At 61.0% G+C, this 26,927-nt stretch carries 27 protein-coding genes, 2 tRNA genes and 1 pseudogene; 20 read left to right on the forward strand and 10 right to left on the reverse strand.

Features of this window, described 5'->3' with window-relative positions; translation table 11 throughout:
- Nucleotides 1-43 precede the first annotated feature (43 nt).
- From NL532_RS20100 to NL532_RS20110, 3 genes and pseudogenes are all read left to right on the forward strand, one after another.
- Nucleotides 44-511 (forward strand): peroxiredoxin, encoded by a 468-nt coding sequence (locus NL532_RS20100; protein ID WP_023697549.1) that lies wholly within the window; start codon nucleotides 44-46, stop codon nucleotides 509-511.
- Between the two features lie 164 nt (nucleotides 512-675).
- Nucleotides 676-1,959, forward strand: coding sequence for a M23 family metallopeptidase (locus tag NL532_RS20105; RefSeq protein ID WP_023690221.1), 1,284 nt, complete (start codon nucleotides 676-678; stop codon nucleotides 1,957-1,959).
- A gap of 93 nt (nucleotides 1,960-2,052) precedes the next feature.
- A pseudogene (locus tag NL532_RS20110) lies at nucleotides 2,053-2,310 on the forward strand (ABC transporter permease); the annotation flags it as partial.
- Nucleotides 2,311-2,357: 47 nt separating this feature from the next.
- Here the strand turns inward: NL532_RS20110 and NL532_RS20115 are convergent.
- Nucleotides 2,358-3,539, reverse strand: a complete 1,182-nt coding sequence (locus NL532_RS20115; protein WP_023829970.1) for a M24 family metallopeptidase — start codon at nucleotides 3,537-3,539, stop codon at nucleotides 2,358-2,360.
- A 210-nt stretch (nucleotides 3,540-3,749) separates the two neighbouring features.
- Between NL532_RS20115 and NL532_RS20120 the strand changes: the two genes are divergently transcribed.
- From NL532_RS20120 to NL532_RS20140, 5 genes are all read left to right on the forward strand, one after another.
- Nucleotides 3,750-4,916, forward strand: a complete 1,167-nt coding sequence (locus NL532_RS20120; protein ID WP_023829972.1) for an ROK family transcriptional regulator — start codon at nucleotides 3,750-3,752, stop codon at nucleotides 4,914-4,916.
- Nucleotides 4,913-5,677 carry an ATP-binding cassette domain-containing protein gene (locus NL532_RS20125; RefSeq protein ID WP_023669142.1) on the forward strand — a complete coding sequence of 255 codons (765 nt, stop codon included), beginning with the start codon at nucleotides 4,913-4,915 and terminating at the stop codon, nucleotides 5,675-5,677. The genes NL532_RS20120 and NL532_RS20125 overlap by 4 nt, the downstream gene beginning before the upstream one ends.
- A 41-nt stretch (nucleotides 5,678-5,718) precedes the next feature.
- The gene (locus NL532_RS20130) at nucleotides 5,719-6,759 is read left to right on the forward strand and encodes a sugar ABC transporter substrate-binding protein (protein ID WP_023684845.1); all 1,041 of its coding nucleotides are present in this window, start codon (nucleotides 5,719-5,721) and stop codon (nucleotides 6,757-6,759) included.
- A 161-nt stretch (nucleotides 6,760-6,920) separates the two neighbouring features.
- Nucleotides 6,921-7,916, forward strand: coding sequence for an ABC transporter permease (locus NL532_RS20135; protein ID WP_023829973.1), 996 nt, complete (start codon nucleotides 6,921-6,923; stop codon nucleotides 7,914-7,916).
- A gap of 13 nt (nucleotides 7,917-7,929) precedes the next feature.
- On the forward strand, nucleotides 7,930-8,700 hold the full coding sequence (locus NL532_RS20140; protein WP_023829974.1) for an SDR family oxidoreductase: 771 nt from the start codon (nucleotides 7,930-7,932) through the stop codon (nucleotides 8,698-8,700).
- Here NL532_RS20140 and NL532_RS20145 read toward each other — a convergent pair whose 3' ends face one another.
- The gene (locus NL532_RS20145; RefSeq protein ID WP_023829975.1) at nucleotides 8,701-9,522 is read right to left on the reverse strand and encodes a M15 family metallopeptidase; all 822 of its coding nucleotides are present in this window, start codon (nucleotides 9,520-9,522) and stop codon (nucleotides 8,701-8,703) included.
- Between the two features lie 57 nt (nucleotides 9,523-9,579).
- On the opposite strand from NL532_RS20145, the gene NL532_RS20150 reads away from it, so the two are divergent.
- Nucleotides 9,580-10,161 (forward strand): hypothetical protein, encoded by a 582-nt coding sequence (locus NL532_RS20150; RefSeq protein ID WP_245260656.1) that lies wholly within the window; start codon nucleotides 9,580-9,582, stop codon nucleotides 10,159-10,161.
- 59 nt (nucleotides 10,162-10,220) lie between these two features.
- Here the strand turns inward: NL532_RS20150 and NL532_RS20155 are convergent.
- A tRNA-Val gene (locus NL532_RS20155) sits at nucleotides 10,221-10,296 on the reverse strand.
- A gap of 218 nt (nucleotides 10,297-10,514) precedes the next feature.
- Here NL532_RS20155 and NL532_RS20160 point away from each other — a divergent pair.
- Nucleotides 10,515-10,591: transfer RNA gene (locus tag NL532_RS20160), tRNA-Asp, on the forward strand.
- A 45-nt stretch (nucleotides 10,592-10,636) separates the two neighbouring features.
- Here the strand turns inward: NL532_RS20160 and NL532_RS20165 are convergent.
- Complete coding sequence (locus tag NL532_RS20165; RefSeq protein ID WP_050589311.1) at nucleotides 10,637-11,824, reverse strand: site-specific integrase; 1,188 nt, start codon at nucleotides 11,822-11,824, stop codon at nucleotides 10,637-10,639.
- Nucleotides 11,817-12,107 carry a hypothetical protein gene (locus NL532_RS20170; protein WP_023731498.1) on the reverse strand — a complete coding sequence of 97 codons (291 nt, stop codon included), beginning with the start codon at nucleotides 12,105-12,107 and terminating at the stop codon, nucleotides 11,817-11,819. The genes NL532_RS20165 and NL532_RS20170 overlap by 8 nt, the downstream gene beginning before the upstream one ends.
- A gap of 1,388 nt (nucleotides 12,108-13,495) precedes the next feature.
- Here NL532_RS20170 and NL532_RS20175 point away from each other — a divergent pair.
- From NL532_RS20175 to NL532_RS20195, 5 genes are all read left to right on the forward strand, one after another.
- A complete protein-coding gene (locus NL532_RS20175) occupies nucleotides 13,496-13,780 on the forward strand; it encodes a hypothetical protein (RefSeq protein ID WP_023684836.1) in 285 nt (94 codons plus the stop codon).
- A 593-nt stretch (nucleotides 13,781-14,373) separates the two neighbouring features.
- Nucleotides 14,374-14,640 carry a hypothetical protein gene (locus tag NL532_RS20180; protein ID WP_155923348.1) on the forward strand — a complete coding sequence of 89 codons (267 nt, stop codon included), beginning with the start codon at nucleotides 14,374-14,376 and terminating at the stop codon, nucleotides 14,638-14,640.
- Between the two features lie 383 nt (nucleotides 14,641-15,023).
- Nucleotides 15,024-15,323, forward strand: coding sequence for a DUF1236 domain-containing protein (locus NL532_RS20185; protein ID WP_023669226.1), 300 nt, complete (start codon nucleotides 15,024-15,026; stop codon nucleotides 15,321-15,323).
- A gap of 324 nt (nucleotides 15,324-15,647) precedes the next feature.
- Nucleotides 15,648-15,941 carry a helix-turn-helix domain-containing protein gene (locus NL532_RS20190; RefSeq protein ID WP_081726963.1) on the forward strand — a complete coding sequence of 98 codons (294 nt, stop codon included), beginning with the start codon at nucleotides 15,648-15,650 and terminating at the stop codon, nucleotides 15,939-15,941.
- Between the two features lie 868 nt (nucleotides 15,942-16,809).
- Nucleotides 16,810-17,121: a hypothetical protein gene (locus tag NL532_RS20195; protein WP_286487418.1), complete on the forward strand. Its 312-nt coding sequence runs from the start codon at nucleotides 16,810-16,812 to the stop codon at nucleotides 17,119-17,121.
- Nucleotides 17,122-17,863: 742 nt separating this feature from the next.
- On the opposite strand, the gene NL532_RS20200 is transcribed toward NL532_RS20195, so the two are convergent.
- The 4 genes from NL532_RS20200 to NL532_RS20215 form a co-directional block, all read right to left on the reverse strand.
- Nucleotides 17,864-18,577, reverse strand: a complete 714-nt coding sequence (locus NL532_RS20200; RefSeq protein WP_023684830.1) for a HoxN/HupN/NixA family nickel/cobalt transporter — start codon at nucleotides 18,575-18,577, stop codon at nucleotides 17,864-17,866.
- A gap of 39 nt (nucleotides 18,578-18,616) precedes the next feature.
- A complete protein-coding gene (locus NL532_RS20205; RefSeq protein WP_023684829.1) occupies nucleotides 18,617-19,648 on the reverse strand; it encodes a cation diffusion facilitator family transporter in 1,032 nt (343 codons plus the stop codon).
- The gene (locus tag NL532_RS20210; protein WP_023684828.1) at nucleotides 19,645-19,905 is read right to left on the reverse strand and encodes a metal-sensing transcriptional repressor; all 261 of its coding nucleotides are present in this window, start codon (nucleotides 19,903-19,905) and stop codon (nucleotides 19,645-19,647) included. Before NL532_RS20210 ends, NL532_RS20205 begins: the two co-directional genes overlap by 4 nt.
- A 974-nt stretch (nucleotides 19,906-20,879) precedes the next feature.
- Nucleotides 20,880-21,818 carry a LysR family transcriptional regulator gene (locus tag NL532_RS20215; RefSeq protein ID WP_023829977.1) on the reverse strand — a complete coding sequence of 313 codons (939 nt, stop codon included), beginning with the start codon at nucleotides 21,816-21,818 and terminating at the stop codon, nucleotides 20,880-20,882.
- Between the two features lie 269 nt (nucleotides 21,819-22,087).
- Here NL532_RS20215 and NL532_RS20220 point away from each other — a divergent pair, with 269 nt between their 5' ends.
- The 4 genes from NL532_RS20220 (at nucleotide 22,088) to NL532_RS20235 (ending at nucleotide 25,736) form a co-directional block, all read left to right on the forward strand.
- Complete coding sequence (locus tag NL532_RS20220) at nucleotides 22,088-22,747, forward strand: ABC transporter permease (RefSeq protein ID WP_023683618.1); 660 nt, start codon at nucleotides 22,088-22,090, stop codon at nucleotides 22,745-22,747.
- Nucleotides 22,748-22,759: 12 nt separating this feature from the next.
- Entirely contained in the window at nucleotides 22,760-23,509 is a 750-nt protein-coding gene (locus tag NL532_RS20225) for an ABC transporter permease (protein WP_023731781.1), read from the forward strand.
- 50 nt (nucleotides 23,510-23,559) lie between these two features.
- The gene (locus NL532_RS20230; protein WP_023829978.1) at nucleotides 23,560-24,408 is read left to right on the forward strand and encodes a transporter substrate-binding domain-containing protein; all 849 of its coding nucleotides are present in this window, start codon (nucleotides 23,560-23,562) and stop codon (nucleotides 24,406-24,408) included.
- A 74-nt stretch (nucleotides 24,409-24,482) separates the two neighbouring features.
- A complete protein-coding gene (locus tag NL532_RS20235; protein WP_023731779.1) occupies nucleotides 24,483-25,736 on the forward strand; it encodes a CapA family protein in 1,254 nt (417 codons plus the stop codon).
- Nucleotides 25,737-25,752: 16 nt separating this feature from the next.
- Here the strand turns inward: NL532_RS20235 and NL532_RS20240 are convergent, their stop codons facing one another.
- Nucleotides 25,753-26,265 carry a helix-turn-helix domain-containing protein gene (locus NL532_RS20240; protein WP_245260152.1) on the reverse strand — a complete coding sequence of 171 codons (513 nt, stop codon included), beginning with the start codon at nucleotides 26,263-26,265 and terminating at the stop codon, nucleotides 25,753-25,755.
- Nucleotides 26,266-26,430: 165 nt separating this feature from the next.
- On the opposite strand from NL532_RS20240, the gene NL532_RS20245 reads away from it, so the two are divergent.
- Complete coding sequence (locus NL532_RS20245) at nucleotides 26,431-26,667, forward strand: helix-turn-helix domain-containing protein (protein WP_023716174.1); 237 nt, start codon at nucleotides 26,431-26,433, stop codon at nucleotides 26,665-26,667.
- Nucleotides 26,668-26,927 lie beyond the last annotated feature (260 nt).

A 26,927-nucleotide genomic window follows, 5' to 3' on the forward strand; every position in this document is an offset into this window, starting at 1 on the left:
CTCTTTGATTTAGGGCCGCGTAACCTCAAACAAGGGCATCGATATGGCTGATCTCGACGTTGGCGACGTTGCGCCGCAATTCGATCTTCCGCGCGACGGCGGCGGCTCACTCAGCCTTGCCTCGATGCGGGGGAAGCCCGTTGTACTTTATTTCTATCCGCAGGACGACACCACAAGTTGTACCAATGAGGCGATCAGCTTTTCGCAGCTGAAGCCGGAGTTCGAAAAGGCCGGCGCCGTGGTGATCGGCCTGTCGCCGGACAGCGTGAAGAAGCACGACAAGTTCAAGACCAAATACGATCTCACCGTCGACTTGGTTGCCGACGAGGAGCGCAAGGTGATCGAGGCCTACAATCTGTGGGTCGAGAAGACGATGTATGGCCGCAACTACATGGGCGTCGAGCGGGCGACGTTCCTGATCGGCAAGGACGGGCGGATCGCCGGGATCTGGCGCAAGGTCCGGGTGAAAGGCCATGCCGAAGCAGTGCTGGAGGCGGTCCGCGCGCTCTGAGGCGCCACCGATCTGGCCAACGCCGCGCAGTGCATTAGGGGCATAAGACATATATGCGGTTGGCTGACACCGTTGGTCACTAGCGCGCCCGCGACGGCAAAACTTTGTTAACCCTAATAATGTGTAATCGGGCTTCGTTGGTGTCGTAACGAAAGCTTGGTCCCGTGAACCTAACCGGTCAGTCAGCGGTCTTCGGCAGGCGCAAGGAGCCGCATACGGTCATCATTGCGCGGGGCAATGAAATACGGCATTTCACCATCCGGCCGTGGCTCGTCGCCTTTCTCGGCTCGGCACTGGCGGCGATCGCCATCGGCTATCTCTTGGCGACCTCCTATCTCGTACTGCGCGACGATCTGATCGGCGCCACCACGGCCCGGCAGGCGCGCATGCAGCAGGCCTATGAGGATCGCATCTCGGCGCTTCGCGCGCAGGTCGACCGCATCACCAGCCGCCAGCTTCTCGACCAGAAACTGATGGAGACCAAGGTCAGCGAATTGATCGAGCGGCAGAGCCAGCTCAGCCAGCGCCATGGCCGCCTCGGCCCGATTCTCGAGCGGGCCGAAAACGAGGTCGGGACGCCGCCAACCGCTGATGCCGCAGCGACAACAAAACCCGACGAACATGCCGAACTGACTGGCGGCGAGCCACTCGCCTATTCGGTCGCCAGCCTTGGTTCGGGCGACACCAGGCCATTCTCGCTGTGGTCGACACGTTCCGATCCGCTGCCCAGCGAAACGGCTGCGGACCGTGCCGACAAATTGTTCGTCTCGATCAATGATTCACTGAAGGCTATCGAAAGCCAGCAACTCACCCGCATCGAAACCCTGGCCGACAACGCCTACAAGAACGCCGATGCCATCACCCAGGCGCTGGAAGCGGCCGGTCTGCCGGTCGACAGTGATTTCGGCAAAAACGAAAGCGATGTCGGCGGACCGCTGATCCCGCTTGACAGCTCGATGATGTTCGACAGCAAGGTCAAGGAACTGGACGAGGCGCTGGATACGCTCGACCAGTTGAAGAAAGAGGCGCGGCGGCTGCCGCTCGCCAACCCGGCGCCGGGCCACTCCGTCACCAGCCCGTTCGGCGTGCGCACTGACCCCATCCTCGGCACCGCTGCCCTGCACTCGGGCATGGATTTCCGCGCGCCGGTCGGCATGGCAGCCAAGGTCACGGCGGCCGGAATCGTTACCAAGGCCGGCTGGAACGGCGGCTATGGCCGCATGGTCGAGGTCGATCACGGCAACGGCTTTGCCACGCGCTACGGCCATCTGAGCGAGATCGACGTTGCCGTCGGCCAAAAACTCGCAGCCGGCGACATCATTGGCAAAACCGGCAGCAGCGGCCGTTCGACCGGCCCGCACCTGCACTACGAAGTCCGCCACAATGGCGAGGCCATCGACCCGCTGCGCTTCCTGACCGTCGGCAAGAAGGTCGAGCAGTATCTGTAGGGTCAAGCCAGGCGGCTGGTTGCACGCCCCCGCCTCCTTCACCCGTTGTACCATCCTGTTGTTTGGCAATCCGACATCGCGTGCTCCGGCGTCACGTTCTGGAGCCTGCGGCTGCCGCGCGCTTTGCCGATGCTGTTCTCATCGCTGAGGATTGCCTCGGCCACCGCCGTGATCGGCGCCATTGTCGGCGAATGGATCGGCTCCGACCAAGGACTTGGCGCGCTGATCGTCCAGGCGTCCTTCAACTACCAGTCGGACCGCCTCTACGCGGCGATCGTGCTGTCATCGGGCCTGTCGATCGTCCTGTTTTGTCTTGTGGTGCTGATCGAGCGCCGGACGATCCAATATTGAGCAGATGCGTCAGGCGGGTCGCGGTGGCGTCCGTCGTGGCTGACCGGTCAGGATTTGACATGGATGTCTCGCGGGAATTTGGTCAGCGTCTCATGGCCGGTCTCGGTCACCAGAATGGTCTCGCTGATCTCGATGCCCCAGCCATCCATCCACATGCCAAGAATGGAGTGCAGGACGTTGCCGGGTTGCAGCGCGGTCTTGTCGCCGGGCCGCAGGCTGATCGTGTGCTCGCCCCAATCCGGGGGATAAGCGACGCCGATGGAGTAGCCGATGCGCGATTCCTTCTTCAGCCCGTAGCGCTGGATAACCTTGCGCCATGCGGCCTCGACCGCTTCGGCTGTGGTCCCGGGCCTGACCGCGTCGAGCACCGCATCCATGCCTTCGATCACCGCCTTTGCGGTGTCGGCGACACGGGCCGGCGTCTTGCCGAGCTGCATCGTTCGGGCGAGGCCTGCGGCATAGCGGCGGCAGACGCCGGCAAGTTCGAGCGCAATCGTCTCGTCCTTTCCGAACCGCCGGTCACTCCACATGATGTGCGGAGCCGATGCATTCTCGCCGCCGAGGATGGTCGGCGGCAGTGCCGTGATGTCGCCGGCGAAGTCCGGGCTGCCGGCGATCTGCGCCGCCTGGATCGCGGCAATCGCATCGCATTCGCGCACACCTGGCGCGATGACTTCGAAGGCCCGCGCAACAGCTGCTTCAGCCAAGGTCGACGCCTTGCGCAGGTAGGCAATTTCCGGAGCGGATTTCACGGCGCGGATCCAGTTCACCAGGAGATCGGCGTCGTGCCATTTCGCATTGGGCAGGCCAGCGACCAGCCGGGCATGCGCCTTCGGCGAGAAATAATAAGCTTCGAGCTCGATGCCGATATGTCTCGCGCCCCAGCCCTTGGCGACGATCCAGGCCGCCATCCAGTCCATCGGATGGCGATCGGCTCGCTGCACGTGGTCTTCGGGGAAGCCGACCGCATTCTCCGGCTTCATCCAGGCCGTCAGCAAGCCGCCTGCCGCATCCATGGCGCGGCCGATCCAGACCGGCTCGGCCTCGTCTTCGATCGGGACCAGCACGACCTGCGGCGTATAGAACGACCAGCCGTCATAGCCGGTGATGTAATGCTGGTTGGCGACATCGTTGACGACCAGCAGTTCCAGCCCACGCGCCGCCATCTCGGCGCGGATCTTCTGGAGCCGCCGCTGGTACTCATCGCGCGCAAAAGGCAATTCGATCATCGGTTTTCCTGCTGGATTGTTGGCCGGCGAGCCCGCGCCCGCCTGACGTCATTCATCATTGCGGTGGTTTCAGTCCGGCTGCAATCGGCCAGCGCGGCGCATGGGACAGGTCCGGCACCGCGTCCGGGAACCATTCCGAATTATTTTTGAATTCCATTTGACTGAATAAATTGCCTGTGCAAGTCTTGGTCTTCCTAAGGGGCGCGGGACATGGCACTGCGGGGAACCAATCAGGAGTTCGGACGGCCCTACAACCGGCGCATCGTGCTGGAGTCCATCCGTCTTCACGGTCCCATCGCCCGCGGCGACATTGCCAGCCGGGTCGGCCTCACCGTCCAGACCGTATCGACCATCGTTCGCGAACTCGAAGAGCACGGCTATGTGCTGTCGCTGCGCGAAGAGCCGCGCGGACGCGGGCTGCCGCCGGCGACGCTCAGGATCAACCCCGAGGGCGGCTATGCCGTCGGCGTCCACCTCACCCCGCTGGGGATCGACGCGGCGCTCATCAATCTCAGCGGCGATGTCATCGAGAGCATGCATCGCGAGGCGCCGCATGCGACGCCCAACCATGCCTTCGAGCTGATCGGCGCGATGGTGCCGGAGTTGACGGCGCTGCGGCCCGGCGGGCGCGTGCTCGGCATCGGCATGGCGCTGCCTGGACCGTTCGGCGTGGAGTCGATGAGCTTCGTCGGCCCGACGACCATGGCCGGCTGGAAGGATGTCGCGCTGCCGGAACGGCTGGCGGCGTCGACCGGGCTGCCGGCCTTCTTCGAAACCGACATGGCGGCGGCGGCCATGGGCGAACGGCTTTACGGTCTCGGCTCCGGTTATTCCGAATACTACTACCTCTATTTCGGCGTCGGCCTCGGCGGCGTCATCGTGCATGACGGCGCGGTGATGCGCGGCGCCTGGGGCAATGCCGGCGAAATCGGACACATCCCTGCCGTTCCCGGCGGCGAACCTTGCCCATGTGGCAACAGCGGCTGCCTCGAACGGTATCTCTCGCTGGAAGCACGTCGCCGCCGCAACATCAGCGACGCCGCCTGGGTGGCCGAGATCGCACCGATCTTCCGCAACGCCATCGTCACCATCGAGAATATATTCGACCCGGAAACCGTCATCCTCGGCGGGCTTGCGCCCACAGACCTGCTGGAAAAGCTGGTCGGCGCGGCCGGACAGTTCCCCAATTCGGTCTCGGCGCGGCGCGACCGCAAGACACCGCGCGTGACGGTGGCGACCGGCGGCAAGCATTCGGTGCTGCGGGGCGCTGCCGCATTGGCCGTGTCCGGTGTGCTTTCGCCGCGCTTCGGCCAGATGTTCATTGCCGAGCGCGAGCGCCGGCCAGACCTCATGCACAGCAAGGGAGTGGCGGCATGACCGAACCGCTGCTGGTACTCGAAAACGTCACCAAGAATTACGGCGCCATTCATGCGCTGAGGGGCATCAGCTTCTCGATCGGCAAGGGTGAAGTCGTGGCGCTGCTCGGTGACAACGGCGCAGGCAAGTCGACGCTGGTCAAGATCATTGCCGGCGGCCTCGAGCCGAGCTCCGGCCGCATGCTGTTCGAGGGCAAGGAGTTTCTGGCGAAGACGCCGGCCGAGGCCAAGGCTGCCGGCATCGAGACCGTCTACCAGGACCTGTCGCTCTGCACCAATGTCGACGTCGTCGCCAATTTCTTCATGGGCCGCGAAATCACTCGCAAGGTTCTCGGTGTCCCCATCCTCGACGAGCGCGCCATGGAGGCCGTCGTCGGCAAGGCGCTGGCAAGTGCCGGCACCCGCATCCCGTCGCTGCGCACCAATGTCGAGCATCTCTCGGGCGGCCAACGCCAGGCCATCGAGCTCAACCGCTTCGTGCACTGGGGCGGCAAGCTTGTGCTGCTTGACGAGCCGTTCGCGGCCCTCGGCGTCGAGCAGACGCGGCGCGGTCTCGAGATGATCCGCCAAGTGGCCAACCAGGGCATCGGCGTCGTCATCATCACCCACATCATGCAACAGGCCTTCCAGGTCGCCGACCGGATCGTGGTGATCCGGCAAGGCGTCGTGGCCGGCGATGTCGCACGCAACAAAACAAGTCCCGATGCGGTGATCAACATGATCACCGGTGAGACGCTTGCCGGTGCCGGACCGGCAGGTTGAGGGACAAAAGAGGGGTCCGGTATAAAAGAGGAGCGAACGACATGAAGCGAATACTTGTTCTTGTCTTCGGTATCCTGGCACTGGCTCTTGCCTCGCTCACGCCGGCAATGTCCCAGACCAAGGGCACCGTCTACTATATGGTCCCGACCCTGCTCGATGAATTCCAGACCGGCTCGGTGAGCGCACTGGAGCTGTTCCTCAAGCAGGTCGGCTATGAGGTGAAGACACTCAACGCCGACAACAAGACCGATGCGCAGCAATCGCAGATGAACGACGTCATTGCGCTGAAGCCGGCGGCGATCATCCTGGCCGCCGTCGATTTCAACGCGCTGAAGCCATCCATCGAAGCGGCACGCGCCGCCGGCATTCCGGTGGTCGAGTTCGACCGCCAGATCACCTCGACCCCATCCGATTTCACCTCGGTGGCGGGCACGGTCGAGATCGGCTACGTCGCGGCCGAGCAGGCGCAAAAACTTCTGACCGCCAAGAACGGTTCGGTGAAGGGCAAGATCCTGCAGGTGCTCGGCGATCCCGGCGATCCCTACACGCTCGACATCCAGAAGGGTTTCGAGGAGAAGTTGAAGGCGTTTCCGGACGTCAAGATCATCTCGCTGCCGGCCATGCAGTGGGAAGCCAGCAATGCCGGCACGATCGTTGCCGACCAGATGCTCGCCAACCCCGATATCGACCTGATCTTCAGCCATGCCGCGCACCTGTCGGTTGCAGCCGTCGCCTCGCTCGAGGCCGCCGGCAAGAAGCCGGGCGACGTCATGTTGATGAGCTCGAACGGCGCTCCGGTCGGTCTCGACCTGATCCGCAAGGGCTGGCTCAATGTCGAAGTCGAGCAACCGCTCTACGCGCAGGCCGCAGCCGTCGCCATGTTCATGGACAAGATCGCCGGCAAGCAGGAAATCAAGCCTGGCGAGTATGACGTGCTCGGCTTGAAGTCGACCGTGACCAAGGAGAGCTGGGGCCCCAACATCAAGATCCCGGGCGCCGCCATCACCAAGGAAAACGTCGACAATCCGGCCTTCTGGGGCAACCAGAAGCCGCCGACGGACACGATCAAGTCTGTCGAATAGTCGCCTAGCGAAGCGCTCCGGGTCATTGCGGCCCGGAGCCTGCCCATTCACGACGCCGCGTCCCAGGACACCGTGGCGAACCTAAACCCGCGCCTGAACCCGACGAAATCGAGTTGATTTCTCAGCCTGATTTTCTCGGGGGGCGCCAACCGGATCAGCCCATGAACCCGCGCAGCCGCAAAGCCCTGGAGTTCGTCCTCGACAACCTCGTCTGGTTCATGCTGATCTTTGTGCTGGTTGTCTTTTCCATCTTCGTCCCCAACTACTTCCAGCTCGGCATCTTCGCCAACATCATCGAGGCCTCGAGCGTTCTCGGCGTGATGTCGATCGGCCTGTCGCTGGTCATCATTGCCGGCCATATGGACCTGTCGGTGGAATCGGTGGCCGCACTCAGCGCCATGGCGGTCGGCATCCTGTTCTGCTCGTCGGGTATCGGCATGGGCATACAGCTCAATCCGCAGTGGCTGATGGTTCCGGTTTCGCTGCTGGTTGCGCTCGCCGTCGGCGGCCTCATCGGCGCCTTCAACGGCTATCTCGTGGTCAAGGTGAAGATGAGCGCCTTCATCATCACGCTGGCGTCCTACATCTGGGTGCGCGGCCTGGTGCTGGTGATTTCCGGCGGCCGCTCGGCACAGGATCTGGCGCCGGCCATCCGCTGGTTCGGCATCCAGCGGCTGGCCGGCCTGCCGCTGACCGCCTGGATCGCCGTCGCCTGTTTCGTCCTGTTCTCGCTGATCATGGCCAAGACGCCGTTCGGCCGCCACCTCGTGATGATCGGCGGCAACGAGACCGCGACCTTCCGCGCCGGCATCCGCGTCAACCGCAATTTGATCATCGCCTTCGTGCTGGCCGGCGCCATTGCCGGCCTCGCCGGCTGGCTGCTCGCCATCCGCACCTCGGGCGCCACCGCCAATCTCGGCACCGGGCTGTTGTTCAACGCCTTTGCCGCCGTCGTCATCGGCGGCGTCAGCCTGAAAGGCGGTGTCGGCACCTTGCCCGGCGTCTATGCCGGCGTGCTGCTGCTCTCCTCCATCAACACGGCGATCAATCTGATGGGCCTGCCGGCCAACTTCACCCAGGTCATCCACGGCCTTTTGGTGCTCGCCGCCGTGCTGCTCGACGCCTTCAAGCAAACCATTCGCCAAAGACTGGCATGAGAGGACGGCTCGCATGACCGGACGGCTTGAGAACAAGGTCGCGCTTATCGTCGGCAGCGCACGCGGCATCGGCAAGGGCATTGCGCTGCGCTTTGCCGAGGAAGGCGCAAGGCTGGTCCTGGCCGACAGCGAGGCCGAAGCCGGCCAGGCGACCGCGGACGAGCTCGGCGCGGATTTCATTCGCACCGACATCTCGCAAATGGCCGATGCAGAAGCTGCGGTGGCGCTGGCGCTGAGCCGCCATGGCCGCCTCGACATCGTCGTGCAGAATGCCGGCATCTACCCCTGGCAGCTGATCGAACACACCAGCCCGGACGACTGGGACCGGGTGATGGCGGTCAATCTGCGCGGCACGTTCAACGCCACGCTGGCGGCGCTGGCGCCGATGAAGGTGCAAGGTTACGGGCGCATGGTCTACACCTCGTCGATCACCGGTCCGCACGTCACCAGCCCCGGCCACGGCCACTATGCCGCCAGCAAGGCCGGCATCAACGGCTTCATCCGCTCGGCGGCGCTGGAATTTTCGGGCTACGGCATCACCGTCAACGGCGTCGAGCCCGGCAACATCCTGACCGAAGCGATCGAGCTGCATCGCGGCGCCGCCTACATCAAGAACATGGAGGATTCGATCCCGCTCGGACGCCTCGGCAGTCCGCGCGACGTCGCCAACGCCTTCCTGTTCCTCGCCTCCGACGATGCCAGCTACATCACCGGCACCACCATCGTCGTCGACGGCGGCCAGTTGCTGCCCGAAGGCAAGGATTTTCGGCTGCTGTCGCCGTGATCAGCCGGATTTTTTATACAGCAGCAATTCAGGCCGGTACTCGAAATGCATGGTGTCGTAGTGATACCAGCGCCCGCCCCAGATGAAGCCGTTTTTCTCGAACAACTCCACGACTTCCAGAGGGATCCGGTTCTTGAACGGAATGGGGGCCTTGGGGTTGGTTTTGTTCCTGTTGTTGTACCAGTAGTCGGAGAAGCCGACATTGACGTCGAAGGCCGCCCCGAAGGAGTGGACGCTCAACCGGTTCGTGCCGGCGATCGGCCGCCAGACAAAGCCGCCGCCGGGCTTGAGCCCATAACGGCTCAGCTCCGCGGGCATCGCCTCGAGCGCAGCGGAGACCTTGCCCAGCCGGTCGTTGATGGCAAACACCTTGGTCACCTGCACGGTTTTCTTGCCGAGCTTCGGCAACCATTTGACGTTGGCGATGTGCTTGCCCACCTCGGCGGCACTTGCCCCGTAGAGCTTTTCGAAGAAAGGTTCGTTCCGGATGCGGCCGGGATCGAAATCCTCCGCTGGGACCAGGGCGCCCTCCGCTGCTCCGGGATAGACGTAGCGAAACATGTCTTCGATGTCGGGGCTCTCCAGCAGCGCCTCGGCGTCGCGCGCCTTGCCGTCGTCCCACACCATTGTGGTGCCGTCGGTCCAGGTCAGGACATTGCCCTTGATGGTGAAAAGTCCGGGATAGGCCTTGAGCAAGGAAGCCTTGGCGGCCGGCTGGTCGACGCCGTCGCCCGCATTCCCTGCAAAGGCGGAGCGTCCAGTGCCGACGATTGCCAATGCGAACAGCAACCGCAGCATCAGGCGCCCTGGATGATCCATCATTGTCCTGCCGTCCCGGAGGGCTTTCGTTCATCGTGCATTTAACAAGGCTGCTGTACCATGCTGGTCGAATCGAACGGGAGACAAATCGTGTCAAAAACCTTCAATGCTTTGATCCGGATGACGTTTACATTCATCTGCCTGGTCGGCCTGGCCTCGTCCGTGTCTATTCTTTTTCCAGCCACCGCATCCGCCCAGCGGATGCAGCGATGCGCCGACGAAGGCGAAATCTGCCGCCTGCCCTACCCCTCGGAAGTGGTCTACGGCGCGCGCGGGCAGACCACTTCGCGCTTCATCGATCGCCGTGCCGTGCCGTGTACGAATCGCGTCTTTGGGGACCCGGCGCCCGGCCGCGACAAGGCTTGCTATATCGTGAAGCGCGGGGGCGGTAACGACTATGGCGACAATGACGACGACGGCGACAATTACGGCGATGATGATTACGGCCAGGGCCGCGGCAGATGGGTGGCCTGCGCCCGGGAGAATCAGTTCTGTGATTTCCGTGGCCGCCAAGTGGTCAGATACGGAGCGCGCGGTCGGTTCACGCAAGGCGTTTTCAGGAACGGCGTGCGCTGCGGCAACGATGCCTTTGACGAGGATCCCGCTCCCCGTGCGAAGAAGACCTGCTACATCAGGAAGTAGACTGGTGCCGGCATGAAAGGGGGGCGGCTCTTTGAGGCCGCGCCCGGAATCCGGGATCTTGGTGGGCGATGACGGGCTCGAACCGCCGACATCTTCGGTGTAAACGAAGCGCTCTACCAACTGAGCTAATCGCCCGCTCCGGCCGGACCTTTAAGCGGTCGCAACCGGCTTCGCAAGACCAAATGAACAGCTGCGAGCTTAGCCGCATACTGGTTTTCGCGGGCAAAGTGCCGCCTGTCAAAAAACCATCTCCTGTTTGCGTTTATGCTGTCCAGCTGCGCTTGACACCCGGTGGCGAACCCCTTATCCACCGCCCCAACGACGAACACGGCTGACACGTGCTCGTCCAATGCGCGGGTGTAGCTCAGTTGGTTAGAGTGCCGGCCTGTCACGCCGGAGGTCGCGGGTTCGAGCCCCGTCACTCGCGCCATTAATTTCAAGGGGTTAGCTACCGCCCCTTGAAAAGTTTCAACTCTCATTCTCCGGAGAGTTTCAACTTTCTGTATTCGTTCCGTTCCAGGCCAAGCAGCTTTCTGCCCTTGCGGCGGCTGGCATCGGCTGAGCGGACGGCGGCCAGATTGACCGGCATATAGGTCTTCTGCAGCGCCTTGTTCCCGTCGATCGAATTGCCCATCTTGGCCGAGATTGCCTCGACCGACGCGCCTCCGGCATTCGCCTCGACCGCGCCGGAACGCCGCATGTCCATCAGCCGCCGCTTCTCCGATGTCCCGAATACCAGCGTGCGCAGATCGGCAAAGTCGTCGACCAGAGAATCCTTCGTGTAAGGCACGCCGGCGCGCGGCCGGCCGCCCTTCAGGCCCGGCGCGAAACCGCGCGAGCGAAAGATCGGCGCATCGTCAAGCAGGGTGACGCCTAGTGATTCGACATAGGCCAGCACCAGGCGCTGCGTGCGTGACGACAGCGTGCCGAAAGCCGCCTCGCCACTCTTGCTGCGTGCAATCAGAAAACCCCATTCCTGTGCTGTCTGCATTGCCTGCGCCGGTTTGAGCGTGCGCACGTCGACGGGTGAGAAGCTCGTGTCCCACGCAACGGCGATGATGCAGGCCAGTCCGCGGTAGCCGGCGCGCCAGGCGCCCTTGACCATGCGCACCGCCTCGCCTGCCGTCCAGGTCTGGTGGCGCGGTGGTGGCGTCTGGCGGCGGATCGCCTGCGATGGGTCGGAGCCGGGCGGGCATAGCTTCATGCCGGCCATGACATTATAGAGCGAACGCCACGTCTTTACGGCACGGTAGGCGATGTCGACACCTTTGACCCGCAGCAGACGGCCATACCAGTCGTCGAGCAGCTCGAGGGTGATGTCGGCTGGCGGCAGGTCGGCGAAGTACGGCTCGATGAAGGTCCAACCGCGCTCCCAATCCTCGCGGGTGCGCGGTGGCTTGCGCTTCCATGCATCCATGCGGCGATAGCGTGCAAAGGCGTCTCCGATGGAATCCTTTGGCCATACATGCAGGCGCGACGGCTCCCTGCCCTTGCGGAGTTCCTGCCAGCGGTCTTCCCACTCCCGGGCTATCGTCCAAGCCTCAGGCCCGTCGATTCCACAGGAAATGCATCTGAAGCCAGCTTCGACCATCTTCGGCGTCGGCAGCCAGTAGCCGTATTTGCCCTTACGGATGACGTAGTGCTTCAACTTGATCTTACCCAAGGGTCGCCAGCCTCGCTCTTGCAATGTCAATGCTAGACTGCGCGCCGGATCCTGATCCTGCAAGACCCGAGCGTTGATCGAGCCAGGCGTCGATCGCAACCATGTCGTAGTTGCCGGTGATTGGGCAGGCCTTGGGAAAGCCTTGATCCTGCAACTCGGGCAGCAATTCCATGAATTCCCGCAGCGTCAGGTGGAGATAACGCGCCGCCTTGATCGCCGGCACCAGCCGTGGTTGTACCGGGAAGCGGATAGATGACGGTTGTAATGTGTGGGTTTGGCTCATGGCACCAAAACTCTATCCACCGTCCATCGGGCAGCGGATGGGCGCCTTGTGGTTGGGCGGGTGTGAATCTCGCCCGTGTAAGAACCTCCGCCGTATAGCATGAGATTTTCCTACTCCATGATCTCGTTATTCCTGCATCGAGGGGGAATGAGGCTTAGAATAGCGGCCTTTCTCCCCCATGCCTATTCATCCAATCCTTAATCGCAGAATCGGCAGCCACAGAGCGAGAATACTAGTAATCGGCGGCTTCGAAGCCGCTACGCCCGGCCAACCCAGCATCGCCATGACAGCGTCTGGCTTGTGGGTAGTCAGAATCGCACCCTGTGCTCTGGCGAAATCACCAGCCTTGAAACGGCACCCTCGTTTGGGGCGGCGGCCCGGCGTCTCGCCTGCGGCGTCGCCATGCTGACGCTCCTTCGGCGCCGGTTAGCTGATTTCACGGTCACGAACTTGCTTCGGCAACGAAATCGATTTCTTCCCGACTACGACGACTGACATGGAGATGCGCAGTTAGCGAGCATGAATGGTCTCTGCGAATTCCTCGGTCTCGATGAGCCAACGGCATGCGCGTCAGCATCGGCCCGGCATGGTCAGGATCGATCCAAGGTTCCCTTGCCATATCCGTCCAGTGGCCATCTCACGTCGTAACGGTCAGATCCTTGGCATGCCTTTTGGTCGCAGTGTTCGCCTCTGCCGGCAATGCGGAAGAGAGCGTTGGGAGCCCGGTAACCGCGACAGCCGCGGCGCTCGACGATCTCAAAGACGAAACCTTCGCTGTAAGTTGTAGAGCTGGAGCACGCTCTACACCGTGGATGGGGCAGCCGCGCTCGCTCCGAGACCATTAGGTCGAAATAGTCGTCGGCCTGTGGCTGAGACCCGATCGCGCTGTTTTACCGTTCGGGATCGGGACAATTGAGAGGCGAAAGCTGTGACAATGGAAAGCCCGCCACCGTGAGCCAGACCAGAAAACTCGTATTTTAGCACCGACGAAACAAAGCTCGCTATTCTGCGTTGAGGCTCGTCGAACAACGGAGCTTCACGAATGGATCCGGCAACTGCAGCTGTGATGATTTTGCTTTCTTGCAGTCCCGCCCAGGGAGTCTGCAAGCCACTCGATACATCACCGTCCATGTTCGGATCCCTTGACACATGCCAGTTGGCGTTATCCGTGAGGCTCGAGGGCGCTCCCAACGGGGAGATCGTGGGGCGATGCAGTTCGATCGATCCCTCCGCTACAGGTTCCGTTCCAGCCGGGTATAGCACGATTGTCGTCACGCGGGGCACAGGGGCGGGTGCGGTGAGCAGTCGCTACATCGTGCCACACAAAAACTGAAGCCAGCCACCGTCAGGCAGCCGGCTATTCATTCTCGACCGGACAATTAGAGGCCTTGCCCTCCCTCTATGAAGCCATACTCGGCATCGGCGGCTTCGCGCTCGTCGTCCGCTTCGCCATGGTCGTCGCCTTCCCTGTCATCGGTCCCGGTGACTTCGATGCCACCGGCCAGACAGGGTTCGAGATCCGGGTCGGGCTCTACGAAGTCGAGCAGCTACATCAGGCGTTCTTCATCTTCGATCGAGCGACGGACCGCCATGTCCGAAAGGCAGAGGTTCGTGGCTGGATAGCGAAGAATCGCACACGGCTTTCCTTCATTTGCATGGTCCGCAGAGATTAGCATTATCGCCTACTCTCATCTCGTCCGGCGTCGCTCCCTCAAAGCAGCGCCGGTAAGGCTCGGCGCCCTTCTTGGTTTCTCCCCGTATGTCAAAAGGAGGTCGCCGGGCCTTACCAGGCCCCGCTGCTCATCGCTTGCGGGGTGTCCTGATGGCTGAGCTTGGCCCCGTGGCCTAACGGCCAGAACCAAACGTTCCGAAAAGCCTTCCTAGGCTGGGCGGCAGCCGAAGGGCTGCACAAGAGGGATCGTCAGACCGCTCCTGGCGCACCACAGCGACACCACCAAGCTGTAAGTCAGGTCCATCGGCCCTGCTGATGAGTGCCCTTGGACAGATGGATTGCGTTTGCCACGAAAAAGGAATCGTACCGGCCCGTTCTCAGCACGTCAGCCGGAACGGGCCATGGGCAGAAGCAGCCGACTAGCTAAAATCGCAAGACGATCGAAGGACCACGTCGGCGATAGCACCGGACCCGACGGCGCCCGTGTCGCCAGTAACTACGGCAGACTCTTCTCCAGCCCCGCCGGCGGCGGCGGCGCCGGTGGTAGTAATCTGGGTCGTAGTCTGGGTCGTAATCTTGGTCGTAGTAGCGCCGATGGTTGACCGGCTCCACTTCCGCGTGAGTACCTTCGTTGTCGAAGGCGTCTGGCGCGTCGAGTTCTTCGAGAATGCCGCTTTTGGCCGCTGGAACACCGGCCAATGCGTTGATAGGCCGGACCGCGCTTGCAAAGGCTGCTGCCCCTGCAACGCCAAATATCGCTGTCAAAAAGGATCGCCGATCCATAGTAAACCTCCCAAGTTACATGAGCTGAACGAAGCGCCCCGCCTGCTGAAGGAGCAGGCCCAGCGCACGGTAAAATAGAGGATTCGCCAGCCGCTCAAGCAACTCGCGAATCCTATCAGCGCAGGAAGGGACCTGGCTGCGCCGATCCAAGACATGTCAGCTAAGGACGACCGCCATTACCAGAAAGGTAACGGCTGTTGCAAAAATCGGTGCGAGCAACCATCGCGCCTGGCCAACACTTTGATCCATTTGTTCTCTCCCGTTGTGGAGAACCAACAACCTGAAGCCCTAATCCGTTCCGCCTAGTCCAAAGGTAAGACCATTGCGTTGTACGGTCGGACTTTAGACCAATCGGATTAGACAAAGGTGCGTAGGCGGGAACGTTTACCCCGGTTCAAAGTTGGTTGCCGGGCAGTGCGGGACGATGATCGTCGTGTGCCGGTCCTTGCAGGAGAGAAGATATGAAGATGCACTTCGTGAACACCGCCGCAGCCATGTTGCTCTTGGCGGGGATCGGCTCCGCCGCCGCTGACGACATTATCATCCAGCCGGAACAGGACACGGTCATCCGTGAGTATGTCAAGAAGCAGCCCTTGGCTTCGGTGAACCTTCCCGGCGTGGAATTGAACGTCGGGACAGCTCTGCCGGAAACTGTTGAGATCCACGAGGTCCCGAACGTCAAATACCGTTACGTGGTGGTCGACAACCGCACGGTCCTGGTCGATCCGGGCACCCGCAAGATCGTGAAAGTTTACGACTGAGATTTCGAACGAACCCACGCTCGCCACCCTTGGGTGGCGAGTGTGTGCATTCAAACGATACTCAGCCGGACAAATTCAAATTGCCACTCAGCCGGACAATGAACATGACGAACCCTGAACTCGAGAGGACGCAAGCCCTGGCTGCCCGCTTGGCTGATCTCCAAGCAAGAATGCAGGCAGCACGTCTTGTTGGAGCCGAGGTAACAACCGTCCGAAAGGTTGCAGCCACAATCGATGACGGCTTGCGACAGGCCGGCCTCACACCGTTAGAAATCGCAGAAGGTCAAGAGGAACAGTTTAGCGTTACTAAATGTTCGACTGGCTATGGACAGCCGAACCTTCCTCTCAGCAGATCAAGTCAGAGCAGCACGAGCCCTACTGAACTGGCCGCGTGTGCGACTTGCCGCCAAGGCCAATCTTAGCGAAATGGTGATCAGCGATCTTGAGAACGGATTCAGGAAGCCGCGTCCCCACAACATCGCCGCCATCCGCAAAGCGTTTGAGGATGCCGGAATCGTTTTCACCGTCCAAGGCACTCCATCGCTAGCCCGCTCAGAAGGTGATAGCGGCCTAGCCGCCGATAATAGACGGTGGCGGGGCCGGGAGAAAAAAGGATAGCGGGGAAAAGCCCGTGTACCCACTGCACCCGATCTCTAAAGCGGCCGCTAACAAGGGCGGTTGTTCACTGACTTTGTGCTGGCGCTCACCTTTCTAAGGTGCCGCTCGAATATGGCCAGCTTCTCTTGGTAGCCGATCCGCACTCTGGACCTGCAACTATCGCATTTGAAACCGGCAATCGTTTCAGCCAGGATCCCCTTCTCACCATAGCGCGTGAACAGGAGGGGCATTGGAATTCTAAAGGTACGTCGCGAAGTTCATTTGATAGAGGCGCTGTGCATGTTCTCCTCAGCGGCACGGCCACTGCAACAAAGTAGAAGGAGAAATGTTTCCGGCTTCGGCCATTTACGCGGAGCAATCAGACCTAAGTCCAAATGCTGAAGGGGGCAGGCAAGCTGTTCCTTGCCCTTCGATCCGGATCGTCTCCGTGGCCTCACCATACTCGGCCGTAGCTCAAAGGCTCGTATCACCGGCCAGAACGCGCAGTTCATCCAGTGGAATGGGCCAGGACCGGCAAAGCCTCGCGACCGAACTTCTCGAGATTAGACGGATCCGTTGGCCTTCCGCAGAGGCCATGGCATAAGATTCGAGCTCGATCAGCTGTCTTCCTTGCCCTTCTCTATAACGCGGACCAGCCATTCTCAGCAGGCTTCGGCCACTCCACACTGTCTGAGTGTGTGTTCTGAACTGTGCCGCCCATCGCAGTTCCCTCCACCTCCAATAGGCTAATTACGGATTATAAGACCTGGGGAATCGATCTCTCAAGGTGGAATCCGCATTAGCGCTGGATGTTGCATCGCGGCGCGGAGGGGTTTTATTAGCTCCCCCTCATCTTGACGCTGGCGCCGGCTGCTCCAAAGTCTTGGGCATGGCTCGGGGAACTATCAAAGTTGGCGACGAGGTCGCAGTCACGGCGATTGTGCGCGGCCGCGTGACGCCCGATCGCATGAGCGTGACGATCCCCTCCTACGACTTCCCGCATTCTGTTGTCGATTCGACTTCGAAGGCTGTAATTGGCCAGCATATGGAATTGATCGGCCCTGTCACACGCATCGACGGGGACAAGGTAACCGTCAGCCTCCGGCCATTGGTGACTGTCGACGCCGAGCACGTGCGCCTGGTCGAAAGACATGTGGCGCTTCCACGCGGGCGAAAAAAGTCGCTGGTTGACAAGGCTTAAACTTCGTTGCCGACCCCAGGAACAGCCCACTGAAACTTTCTCCTTCACATCGGCTCTGGTCGCCTCCCGCTAGCTGCCGGCGCGTTGCGATATCGGCACAGTAGACGGGTTGGCATTTCCGAACTTTCCGCCATGTCGTCGCGATGACGTTGGCGAAGGCGCTTCAGCAGATCGCGTGAGGCTTGGATCGCCCTGCGCGATTGATCCATGTTCTGGCGAAACGTGGCGCGTTCCTCCATGGACTTCTGCCACTTCAGCAAGGTGGCCGTAGTCGCAGTAGCGGCTTGGGCGATTTCTATGGGCGTTGCAACCATCGCATTCTCCCTAAAAAGGCAATGGTAAACGCAATCTTTATAGGCCCAACGAAACCCTTCTCCAATTAAAAACGACCATACGGCATACGGCAAAATGGCTATTCGTCGGGGCGCTCGACGGCAGCTTCGTCGACCTCGGCTTCCATGTCTCGTCGTTGACGGTCTTGGTCTTGCCAAAACCGTCCATCGCCACACCGTCAAAGCCCTGCAGCCACGCGTCGGCATGTTCCTGCCAGTAAGCTGGCACCTCACGCTCCTTGCCATCCTTGCGCGCTTAGGCGCCGTACATCCAGGCGTAGGTGGCGCGTTCCTGATCTTTCTTAGGCATGGCCATTTGCATCATCCTCCCGGAATCCAGCAGCCTTGCGTGCCGCAGCTTCTCTTCGCCTTTTCCTAAGAAAGGAGAGGGTCTGTGGACAGCTGTGGCTCTATCCGGCTGTAAGTTGCCAGACCGCTACGCTGGCGAGGGCAAGGCCCGCTGCGCCTTCGATTGCTCGCGATATGGTATCGAACAGCCGTGGCCTGCTGTCGAAAAAATGCACCAGGCGCTCCCGAAACAAGATCGACAGTACCGCCACGCTGGACAGCGTTAGGGCCACGCCCACCATCATGGTGATTGCGAACAGAATTCCAGCTCCCGGCACCCCTCTGGAAATCGCGAAGGTCATGACAAAAAGGGTCAGCGGGCACGGAATCAAACCGGCCATGACTCCAACGGCCTCGCCCTCATGCTTGTGATGGTGGCCGTGGCTCACCGAACGCCAAAGCATCCAGACGCCGATCAGCCCGAGCAGACCGCGACTCACACCCTCAAGCAGTGGTGCGCGTCCAACGCTGCCCAATGCAATCGAGACGAGCGGCAGGGAGAATACGGCGATCAGCACCGCTGTCGCCACGTGAGTGAAGGACAGCGTAATCGACACCAGGAGGCCGCGCGAAACCTTCGCATCCGAACCTGCAAGGTAAGTCGCCAAGACAGCCTTACTGTGGCCGGGCGTCAGAGCATGTGCCGCACCGAACAGGAGGCCCATCGGCAGAAAGGCAAGGAACGCAAGCCAATCACCGCCAACTGACAGCAGCTTTATCTGATCTGCGAGCGCCAGGTATATGGAGCGCTGAAATTCGACAAGCGCCTGGAACATCAGCCGAGACCGGCAAAAGCGAGTGGTTTCCGGCAGTTGTCAGTGCTGGTGGCCGTGATGTTCGCCCTGATCATGAGAGTGCGGATGCTCGTGCTCACCTTGGTCGGTCGAAAACCGGATGTTGGCAGCTGCGAGCGCCGGCATGTGTTCGAACAGTTCGTTCTCCAGCGCCGCCGTGATCTTGTTTGCCTCTGAGAGAGGCAAGGTTCCGTCGGCTGCAATAGCGATGTCGGCATGCAACTTGTGGCCAATCCAGCGGGCCTTGGCGTCGACAACGCGAGCACCCTGCACATGCGCAGCGGCATGCTGAATTTCGGCCATCACGCCCGGCTCGACGCCGTCGAGCATGCGGGTGAGCACTGAGCGCGCCGATTGCCAGACGATACCGAATATAGCGACCGTGATGAGAAGCCCGATGATCGGGTCGGCCAGTGGAAATCCGAGCCAGACGCCCATGGCGCCGATGACCACTGCAAGGCTGGTAAGCCCGTCGGTGCGGGCATGGTAGCCGTCGGCGACGAGCGCCGCACTGTTGATTTCCCTGCCGATACGGATGCGAAACACCGCGACGGCCTCATTCCCGAGGAAGCCGACAATGCCCGCCGCGGTCAGCCAACCGAGATGAGTCACTGCCTGCGGACTGACCAGGCGCTCGATAGCCTGGTACCCGGCGACGATGGCGCTGAACAGAATGATCAGCACGATAATGATACCGGCCAGATCCTCTACCCTGCCAAGGCCGTAGCTGAAGGTCCGTGACGGCTTGCGTCGTGCCAGCATGAATGCGATCCAGAGCGGAATGGCGGTTGTGGTGTCGCCTATGTTGTGGATCGTATCGGCCAACAGCGCCACGCTGCGTGACACCAACACCACGGCCATCTGCAATGCCGCCGTCATGGCCAAGATGACGAACGACCATTTGACGGCCCAGATGCCGCGGTCAGTGGTTGCAATCGTTGCGTCGATGACCCCGTGCGTATGGCCGTGCGAGCCATCGTCATGAGCATGCGCGTCATGATCATGTGACCCGAAGCCGAACCAATCCAAGACGCGTGCGCCGATACTGGTCATAGGTATTTCGCCAGTTGCTTGAGCTCTGCCAGCGAGTTGCCTCCCGCTTCCGTGTCGATCAGACAATGTTCGATATGATCGTGGATCAGTTCTCGCTTTGCGCTGCTGATGGCGCTCTCCACTGCATGGAGTTGCTGCGCCAGGTCCAGGCAGGATCGCTGCGCCTCGAACATGCCAAGCACGGATGCAAGATGCCCCTGTGCGCGCTTTAAGCGCTTCACGATAGCCGGATGAGAACTATGGATGCCTTCGGACATGCCCACCGGTATCCCCCCAGGGAGGATGCGTCAAGTATGATGTGAGGGCAGATCGGCTCTTGATCAGCCACCCCGCAGAGCGTGTATCCATGGCGCTGAATGGTTCCGGAAATTGGAATCTGGGCTTGAAAGGGCTTGCCCCTGTGCAATACAGGAACCAGCCATTAAACCTACCAACTCAATGAACCGTCCAACTTCGATGGGGTCAGTTCACGACCGGGCCTTTCTTTGCGTGGTGAAACTGAAGAAGCCCGTCGGTCGGATCAGCGGGCTTTGTGATGGATGGCCCGCGCCGGCTTCCGAGGCTGCGCGGGCCGACCATGACGAGTGAGGGACGCATCTTGGTCACCGGCCGGACCGCTGAAGAACGAGCCGGGTGTGACCGAACTGCCTTGGAGCGGGAATGTTCCCGGCTGACGCAAAAAGCCCGCCAGCATGAGCCGGCGGGCAATCGATCTGGAGTAGCTGGACTCATCCAGCATAGTTCAACGACGGCGGAAGGTTCGGTAGCAACCCGCGCTCGTCGCTCCCCAAGGATCCAGGGAGCGGCGAGTTGGTGCCCTGCGAGCGCGACACAGAAACTTCGCCGCGCCATGAAAGGACGGCGTGGAGCGCGCAAGCTCTGCAACAAGCTGCCGGCGCTCTGGGAGGTCTGTCCGCTTTTCGGATTGCCAGTGCCAGTCCAGACCAGCACCCTGCCTGGTGAGCGTAATCCCGCAATTGCCTGCGCTTAAGGCGGCGTAGGGCCGCCCATTGGGCGAGACTGGACTTCTAGACTGGAAGCCACCAATTCCTGCACCGCTTCGGGAACGGCCAACGGCACCATCTGCGCCGGATAGGGGCCGTCGATCCAGCCGTTCGCGGAGCGCTCGCTATCAGTTTGGCCGTTCAGGCTAGCCATTCGCGCCACTTCGCAGAAAGCCTCCCGGTTGGGCCTTATGCGGCACGTCCCAACCGAAATAAACCATGGCCGGCTAGGACGACGTCTGGAGAAACTGTTGCTCTCTCGTCGGCGTCTTCGAAAACGCTGTGATTATCGCCTCGAGCGATACATTCAAGGCGTTGGAAAAGGTCCTTCCCCTCTGCCAAATCGCCACGTAGTGATAGAGCGCGGACGGTTCCACTGGCCTTACTCCCAGCTGAAACGCCGCGTACTCACCTGCGATGATCTCGTTTGTGATCGAAATGCCCAGGCCAGCCGAAACGTATCCGGCTTCGTGACCGTTGCAATCGAATTCCACCAGTATGTCCGGCTCAACGCCGGCGAAGCGCAAGGCATTGAAGTTCATCTGGTGGGCGGCAAACTGGGGATCGATATCGACGATCGTTTCGCCTGCCAGGTCTTGCGCCTCGATACAGGTCTGTTTTGAAAAGCGGTGGTCGGGATGAAAAATGCATACGTTTCGTGCCGACCCAAGCGGCGCCCATTCAAACAAGCCTGGATCCAGAGGCAGTCTCGAAATTCCAAGATCGGCGCGGCCGGCCAGGATGTGTTCGCCGATCTGCTCGTAGCTTCCAGAAATCGACCGGACATTCGAAGCGGTCTTTGAGCGGATAATCGCCACGACCTTGGGCAAGGTCACGAAACCGAAAACAGAGGGCGCGGCAATCGCAATCCGCTGCTTTTCCTCGTTCTTCATAGCGAAGATCGACGCGTCCAGGCGATCCAGCGACGTCAGGGCCAGTTCTACGTTTCGCAGGAGTTCCCAGGCTTCCTGCAAGGGGACGATGCGGTTGGCTGATCTCTTGAAGAGTGTGATGCCGAGCGTGGTCTCAAGCTGCTTCACATGTTGACTGACGGCCGGCTGGCTTATCCCGAGCGCAGCCGCCGCCCGCCTAGTCGAACCGGCCCGCAACACTTCCCGGAAGACCTTCAGCTGACGGAGCTTGAGGTCGCTCTGCAACAACTCCATTCCCTGCGCGCCTTTCCCTGATAACCACCCGGCGGCAGACAACGCCAACCTGGGGAGCAACGAACTGCCTCAGTATATAACGACGCGTTATAGATAAAATAATAAAAGTTATAGATTGAGTGTGTAATTTTAAGCGTTAGAATTGGCCAGTATCTCAAATTAACTGCACATTAGAAATATAACAACTCGCAACCTTGGGTTATATGGCTTGGTCTCGGCAATAAAGACCGGCGTATCCTGCGGCAATTGCGAGCCGAGGAAAGCGCCCCATGGGTGGTTTTACTACTCAGTTTGTTGTCGCACTTACCGTGACCATAAGCCTGGCTCTTGTCAGCGGCTGCCTGGGTACGGCATTCGGGCTGTTTTTGGCGATTTCGAAGGGCACGGCAAAGCCGCGCCTCAACGCGGTCGTGGCCGCCTACACCACAGTCGTCCGTGGTGTACCAGAACTTCTCGTTATCCTGCTCATCTACTTCGGCGGAACCACGCTCGCCAGCAAGATCGCCGGCCGGTATGTCGAGGTGAACGCATTCACCGCAGGGGTTATCGCGCTCTCGGTCATTTTCAGCGGTTATGCGACCGAAGTGTTTCGCGGCGCGATTGCGGCAGTGCCAGCGGGCCAAACCGAAGCGGCAAAGTCGCTTGGGCTGAACGCCTGGCAGCGCTGGATGTTCGTCATCGGTCCGCAGATGCTGCGGCTGGCGCTGCCTGCCTATGGCAATCTCTGGATTTCGCTCTTCAAGGATACCGCACTGGTTTCGATCGTCGGCCTGACCGACATCATGCGCGTTGCGTATGTGGGGGCCGGATCCTTGCGCGCACCATTGACCTTCTACCTTGCGGCCTCCGCTCTCTATCTGTCGCTGACCACCGTCACGTTGCTGTCGATCCGGCTGACTGAGCGGCGCTATCCGGCTCTCGGCCGGTAGGAGGGAAGGCCCATGAACCTCGGCTTGATATTTGACGCACTGGTTGTCTTGCCCTCGGGCATCGGTCTTACATTGATCCTGACGGTGTTGTCGCTGACGGCCGGATTTCTTCTGTCCGTGCCGCTGGCCTTCATGCGCGCTTTCGGACGCCCCGGCCTCTCGCTCGCAGTGCTCTCATACACCTATGTGATCCGCGGAACGCCGATGCTTGTTCAGCTCTTCCTGCTCTATTACGGCCTCGCTCAGATCGAGGCGGTGCGGGCCAGCATCTTCTGGGTGATCCTGCGCGACCCCTTTTGGTGCGCCCTTCTGACATTTTCGCTGAACAGCGCGGCACACACCACCGAAATCCTGTGCCGTGGTCTCCAGTCCGTGCCTAAGGGTGTCACCGAGGCGGCCACGTCTCTGGGCTTGAAACGCTTCCAGATCGCTCGCCTGGTCACCTTCCCGATCGCTTTCAGGATATCGCTCCCGGCCTACGGCAACGAGATCGTCGGGATGATCAAGGGCTCGTCCCTGGCCAGCACCGTGACGCTTCTCGAGATCACCGGGATGGCGAGACAGATGGTGTCGACCACGTTCGCGCCGTACGAGATCTTCGTCGTCGCCGGAGCGATCTACCTATCGCTCACCTCGATCGCGGTGAAAGCGATCCAGTTGCTGGAGCGATGGCTCTCGGGCGACGGCCATCCGGTGCGTCGACGAAAGGCGCGATTGCGCCCCGCCCTACCTGATCCAGAGATCACGACGCCCCTGCCCTGACGCCGCAGGTTCTGGGCTCCCTCCATCACAAACCAAAGAAGAGGTGCATCATGCGCATACCCCTGGCTATTGCTGTTTCTGTCGCATCCCTGATGTCGGCATTCCCCGCTGGCGCCGAAAGCGCGCGCGTCATATCGATCGCCTCCGAAGGCGCCTCGCCTCCCTGGGACAGCACCGACGCGAACGGTCAACTCTATGGCTACGATATCGATGTCGGACTGGAACTGTGCCGTCGCATCGAGATCAAATGTACCTTCGTCCCGCAGGATTGGGACGGGATCATCCCGGCACTGCTTGTCGGCAAGTTCGACGTCATCATGTCCGGCATGGCGATCACGGAAAAACGCAAGCAGTCGATCGCGTTCTCGATCCCCTACGCCACCGGCTTCAACCAGTTCGTTGTGCGCAAGGACCTGGGCCTCGACGCCGGCGACATCAAGCAGAAGGTCAACCTTTCGACCATCGGCGACAAGGAAAAGGCGACCATCGAGCGCCTCAGATCGACACTCGCCGGCAGGGCGATCGGGGCCCTGCGCTCGTCGAATTCGGAAGCAGTGGTGAAGGAAATGCTGGGCGATGTCGTGACCATCCGCAGTTATGACAGCCAGGACAACATGAAGCTCGATCTTGCTGCAGGTCGCATCGACGGCGGTCTGGCCGACTATTTCACGTGGCGAGATTTTCTGGAGACGCCTTCCGGCTCGGATGTGGTGTTTTTCGGCCCTGAACTGAATGGCGGGCTCTGGGGGCCGGGCGTCGGCGCAGGTCTGCGCAAAGACGATACGGAGTTGCTCGCCAGGTTCAACGCGGCCATCGACGCGGCCACCAAGGATGGGACGATCAAGGCGCTGAGCCTGAAATGGTTCAAAAGCGATATCTCGCCTGCAGTCGCGCAATAGGCAGCAACCGACTTCGACATTGACGTGGCGCCGGCCGGAATGCCAGCGCCCTCCCCTCCTTCAAGGCGAGCCCCATGAAAGACCAGTTCTGCGCGGTCGTTACCGGCCAATCCCTGATCAAGCACGATATCCGTGACATCAAAGACGAACGCTTCATCGCGGTTACGGACTTCCTGCGACAAGGCGACGTCGTCTTCACCAACTTCGAGTCGACGATCCTGGGCAAGCACGGCGGGTGGCCGACCAAGGGCAAATACTTCGGATATTCCAGGGCTGAAGTGCTCGACGCATTGCAGGCGAACGGTTTCAACGCGCTTGCGCTCGCAAACAACCACGCCTTCGATCTCGGCGTTGGCGGCATCCTGTCGACGCTGGAGGAGGTGGAAGCGCGGGGCTTCCTCCATGCCGGCATCGGGGCCGACGAGACGGATGCGAGGAAACCGGGCCGCCGCCAGCTGGGCGCGCGCGAGGTCGCACTTCTTGCGATGGATGCAGGCCCTGGCCCGACCAACATGTATGCCGAAGACCGTACGGCCTTCCGGCCGGCTCGGCCGGGCGTCAATCGCCTGAGCACCGTTCGCAAGATGGGGGTGCCGGACGGACATTTCAGCAGACTGGCAAGGCTGGGCGCCCATTTGCAAAGCTCCCCGTTTGAACTGGCCAACTATGCGCAACCGGAGGACCCGGTAGAGGTGGCAGCCGGCAAGGAGATCAATTTCTACGGCACCGTGTTCACGCAAGCCGCCGATTTCGGCCGCCTCATCGAAGTCGACCAGCAGAGCGCAGCCATCCATCTGTCCGCCATCCGGCACGCCGCGGCACAAGGCGATTTCGTCATTGCCTATCTGCACCACCATCATTGGGAACCAGGTTGGCAGAACGTGCCGCGCTGGGTGCAGGCCTTTGCCAGGATGTGCATCGACGCCGGCGCCAACCTGTTCGTCAGCCACGGTGCTCCGGTGCTGCAGGCAGTGGAAATCTACAATGGCTCGCCGATCTTCTACGGCCTCGGAAATTTCCTTTTCCACGTCCACCCGAAGGAAACCGAATGGGATCCACCGGAAGTCTGGCAAAGCATCGTTGCGGCCTGCCGCTATGATGGGAGCGGAAACCTCGCAGGAATAGACCTCCTGCCCGTCGTGATCGGCGCGAAAGCTCAGTCTCTCGGATCAGCAACGGGCAGATTGGTACCCGTCGCCGTCGCTGGAAGCGCGGCGCGAGACATCCTCGAGGGATTCGCGACCCGATCGCGGGCGTTCGGCGTCGAAATCGAAGTGTCCCCGACTTGCGGCCGCATCGCCCTGCCCGCTGCACGAAAATTCGGCTGACGGCCCGACCGACCGCTCACACCGTCTTGCATTCCGCCGGCGGGGACTCGCCGCCCGTCTCGCTATCTGCCTTTGTGTCTAGCTGGGCCAGTTCTTCTCCTAACGCCGCGATCAGGGACGAGACGCGACCGCGCACACGCGGCGGAAGTTTCACTAGCCCTTCAATCAGTCGCCGACCCTCCGCGCTGGCAATGAAATCCAGGCGCTCATCGACCGGCAGGGGCCGCGCCTCGACGCGGGTTTCATCGTTTCCCGGCAGGCCTTCAAAGAAGCGGCCGACAGGAACGCCGAGCGAACTGGCGATCTCGTAGAGCATCGACGCGCTCACGCGATTGCGCGCGTTCTCGTATTTCTGCAGCTGCTGGAAACTGATGCCGATGGATCGGGCAAGCTGGGCTTGCGATACGTCCGATTGGACGCGAACCGTCGCAATCTGCCTGCCGACATGCTGATCGGCGGGATGCGGGTCGCTTTCGATCTTCGGCTTCGGCCCCGTCCGAAGGAGGACTGAGCGTTGCGGTTTCAACAAGGCCTTTCGATCCTCCATTAGTCAGCCGGACAGAGAGTCTGTCGCCACGCGCCGGGCTCTCCGCACCGATGTGATCTGCAGGTCGACTCGCCATTTTATATACCTTATGGGGTGCAAAATGACCCTATTGGTGGCAAAGAAAATCTGCCTGCCGATTGTGGCCTCATGGTCAGTCCACGACAGATTCGAGCCGCACGAGCTTTGCTTGGTTGGTCGCAGCAGGAGCTTGCGGACAAGGCAATCGTGTCGCTGAACGCTCTGACCCGGTTGGAAAACGGCAAGGTAGATTCCCGGATCAGCACTTTGCAGGCCATTGAGGCGGCCCTGATAAAGGCGGGTGTCGAATTCTTATCCGCTGGTCAAAAGGGTGAAGGTGTTCGGCTCTTAGATCCTCAGGCTTGAATGTCCCGTTGGCGGAAGGACAGGTTCTCGCAGCTGCAACCGCCACAACTACCCTCCGGCGGGTGACGAGAGGCAAAGTCGTGGTATTGTCGGAATCAGCCATGATCCGAGTTTCCTGAAGCTTGGTTGTGGTCAGGCTGGGATGACTCCCCGACGCACGTCCTCAGCCGAGTCCAAATGTGAGCCCCTGCTCCTATGAAACTTTGGAAGCAGAAAAACTATGTGAGCTATTTCATATCACATGAGCCATAAGTGATCAA

The sequence above is a fragment of the Mesorhizobium sp. C120A genome (genome assembly GCF_030323105.1).
Lineage (GTDB): Bacteria > Pseudomonadota > Alphaproteobacteria > Rhizobiales > Rhizobiaceae > Mesorhizobium.

Bases quoted from the DNA above. Each gene is read 5' to 3' on its own strand.
- NL532_RS20185 (WP_023669226.1), top strand. From the start codon at position 15,024: ATGAAGATGCACTTCGTGAACACCGCCGCAGCCATGTTGCTCTTGGCG.
- NL532_RS20100 (WP_023697549.1), top strand. From the start codon at position 44: ATGGCTGATCTCGACGTTGGCGACGTTGCGCCGCAATTCGATCTTCCG.
- NL532_RS20190 (WP_081726963.1), top strand. From the start codon at position 15,648: ATGGACAGCCGAACCTTCCTCTCAGCAGATCAAGTCAGAGCAGCACGA.
- NL532_RS20205 (WP_023684829.1), bottom strand. From the start codon at position 19,648: ATGACCAGTATCGGCGCACGCGTCTTGGATTGGTTCGGCTTCGGGTCA.
- NL532_RS20180 (WP_155923348.1), top strand. From the start codon at position 14,374: ATGGTTGACCGGCTCCACTTCCGCGTGAGTACCTTCGTTGTCGAAGGC.
- NL532_RS20210 (WP_023684828.1), bottom strand. From the start codon at position 19,905: ATGTCCGAAGGCATCCATAGTTCTCATCCGGCTATCGTGAAGCGCTTA.
- NL532_RS20245 (WP_023716174.1), top strand. From the start codon at position 26,431: ATGGTCAGTCCACGACAGATTCGAGCCGCACGAGCTTTGCTTGGTTGG.
- NL532_RS20230 (WP_023829978.1), top strand. From the start codon at position 23,560: ATGCGCATACCCCTGGCTATTGCTGTTTCTGTCGCATCCCTGATGTCG.
- NL532_RS20135 (WP_023829973.1), top strand. From the start codon at position 6,921: ATGAACCCGCGCAGCCGCAAAGCCCTGGAGTTCGTCCTCGACAACCTC.
- NL532_RS20125 (WP_023669142.1), top strand. From the start codon at position 4,913: ATGACCGAACCGCTGCTGGTACTCGAAAACGTCACCAAGAATTACGGC.
- NL532_RS20130 (WP_023684845.1), top strand. From the start codon at position 5,719: ATGAAGCGAATACTTGTTCTTGTCTTCGGTATCCTGGCACTGGCTCTT.
- NL532_RS20220 (WP_023683618.1), top strand. From the start codon at position 22,088: ATGGGTGGTTTTACTACTCAGTTTGTTGTCGCACTTACCGTGACCATA.
- NL532_RS20120 (WP_023829972.1), top strand. From the start codon at position 3,750: ATGGCACTGCGGGGAACCAATCAGGAGTTCGGACGGCCCTACAACCGG.
- NL532_RS20235 (WP_023731779.1), top strand. From the start codon at position 24,483: ATGAAAGACCAGTTCTGCGCGGTCGTTACCGGCCAATCCCTGATCAAG.
- NL532_RS20115 (WP_023829970.1), bottom strand. From the start codon at position 3,539: ATGATCGAATTGCCTTTTGCGCGCGATGAGTACCAGCGGCGGCTCCAG.
- NL532_RS20170 (WP_023731498.1), bottom strand. From the start codon at position 12,107: ATGAGCCAAACCCACACATTACAACCGTCATCTATCCGCTTCCCGGTA.
- NL532_RS20145 (WP_023829975.1), bottom strand. From the start codon at position 9,522: ATGATGGATCATCCAGGGCGCCTGATGCTGCGGTTGCTGTTCGCATTG.
- NL532_RS20140 (WP_023829974.1), top strand. From the start codon at position 7,930: ATGACCGGACGGCTTGAGAACAAGGTCGCGCTTATCGTCGGCAGCGCA.
- NL532_RS20225 (WP_023731781.1), top strand. From the start codon at position 22,760: ATGAACCTCGGCTTGATATTTGACGCACTGGTTGTCTTGCCCTCGGGC.
- NL532_RS20150 (WP_245260656.1), top strand. From the start codon at position 9,580: ATGCTGGTCGAATCGAACGGGAGACAAATCGTGTCAAAAACCTTCAAT.
- NL532_RS20200 (WP_023684830.1), bottom strand. From the start codon at position 18,577: ATGTTCCAGGCGCTTGTCGAATTTCAGCGCTCCATATACCTGGCGCTC.
- NL532_RS20195 (WP_286487418.1), top strand. From the start codon at position 16,810: ATGGCTCGGGGAACTATCAAAGTTGGCGACGAGGTCGCAGTCACGGCG.
- NL532_RS20215 (WP_023829977.1), bottom strand. From the start codon at position 21,818: ATGGAGTTGTTGCAGAGCGACCTCAAGCTCCGTCAGCTGAAGGTCTTC.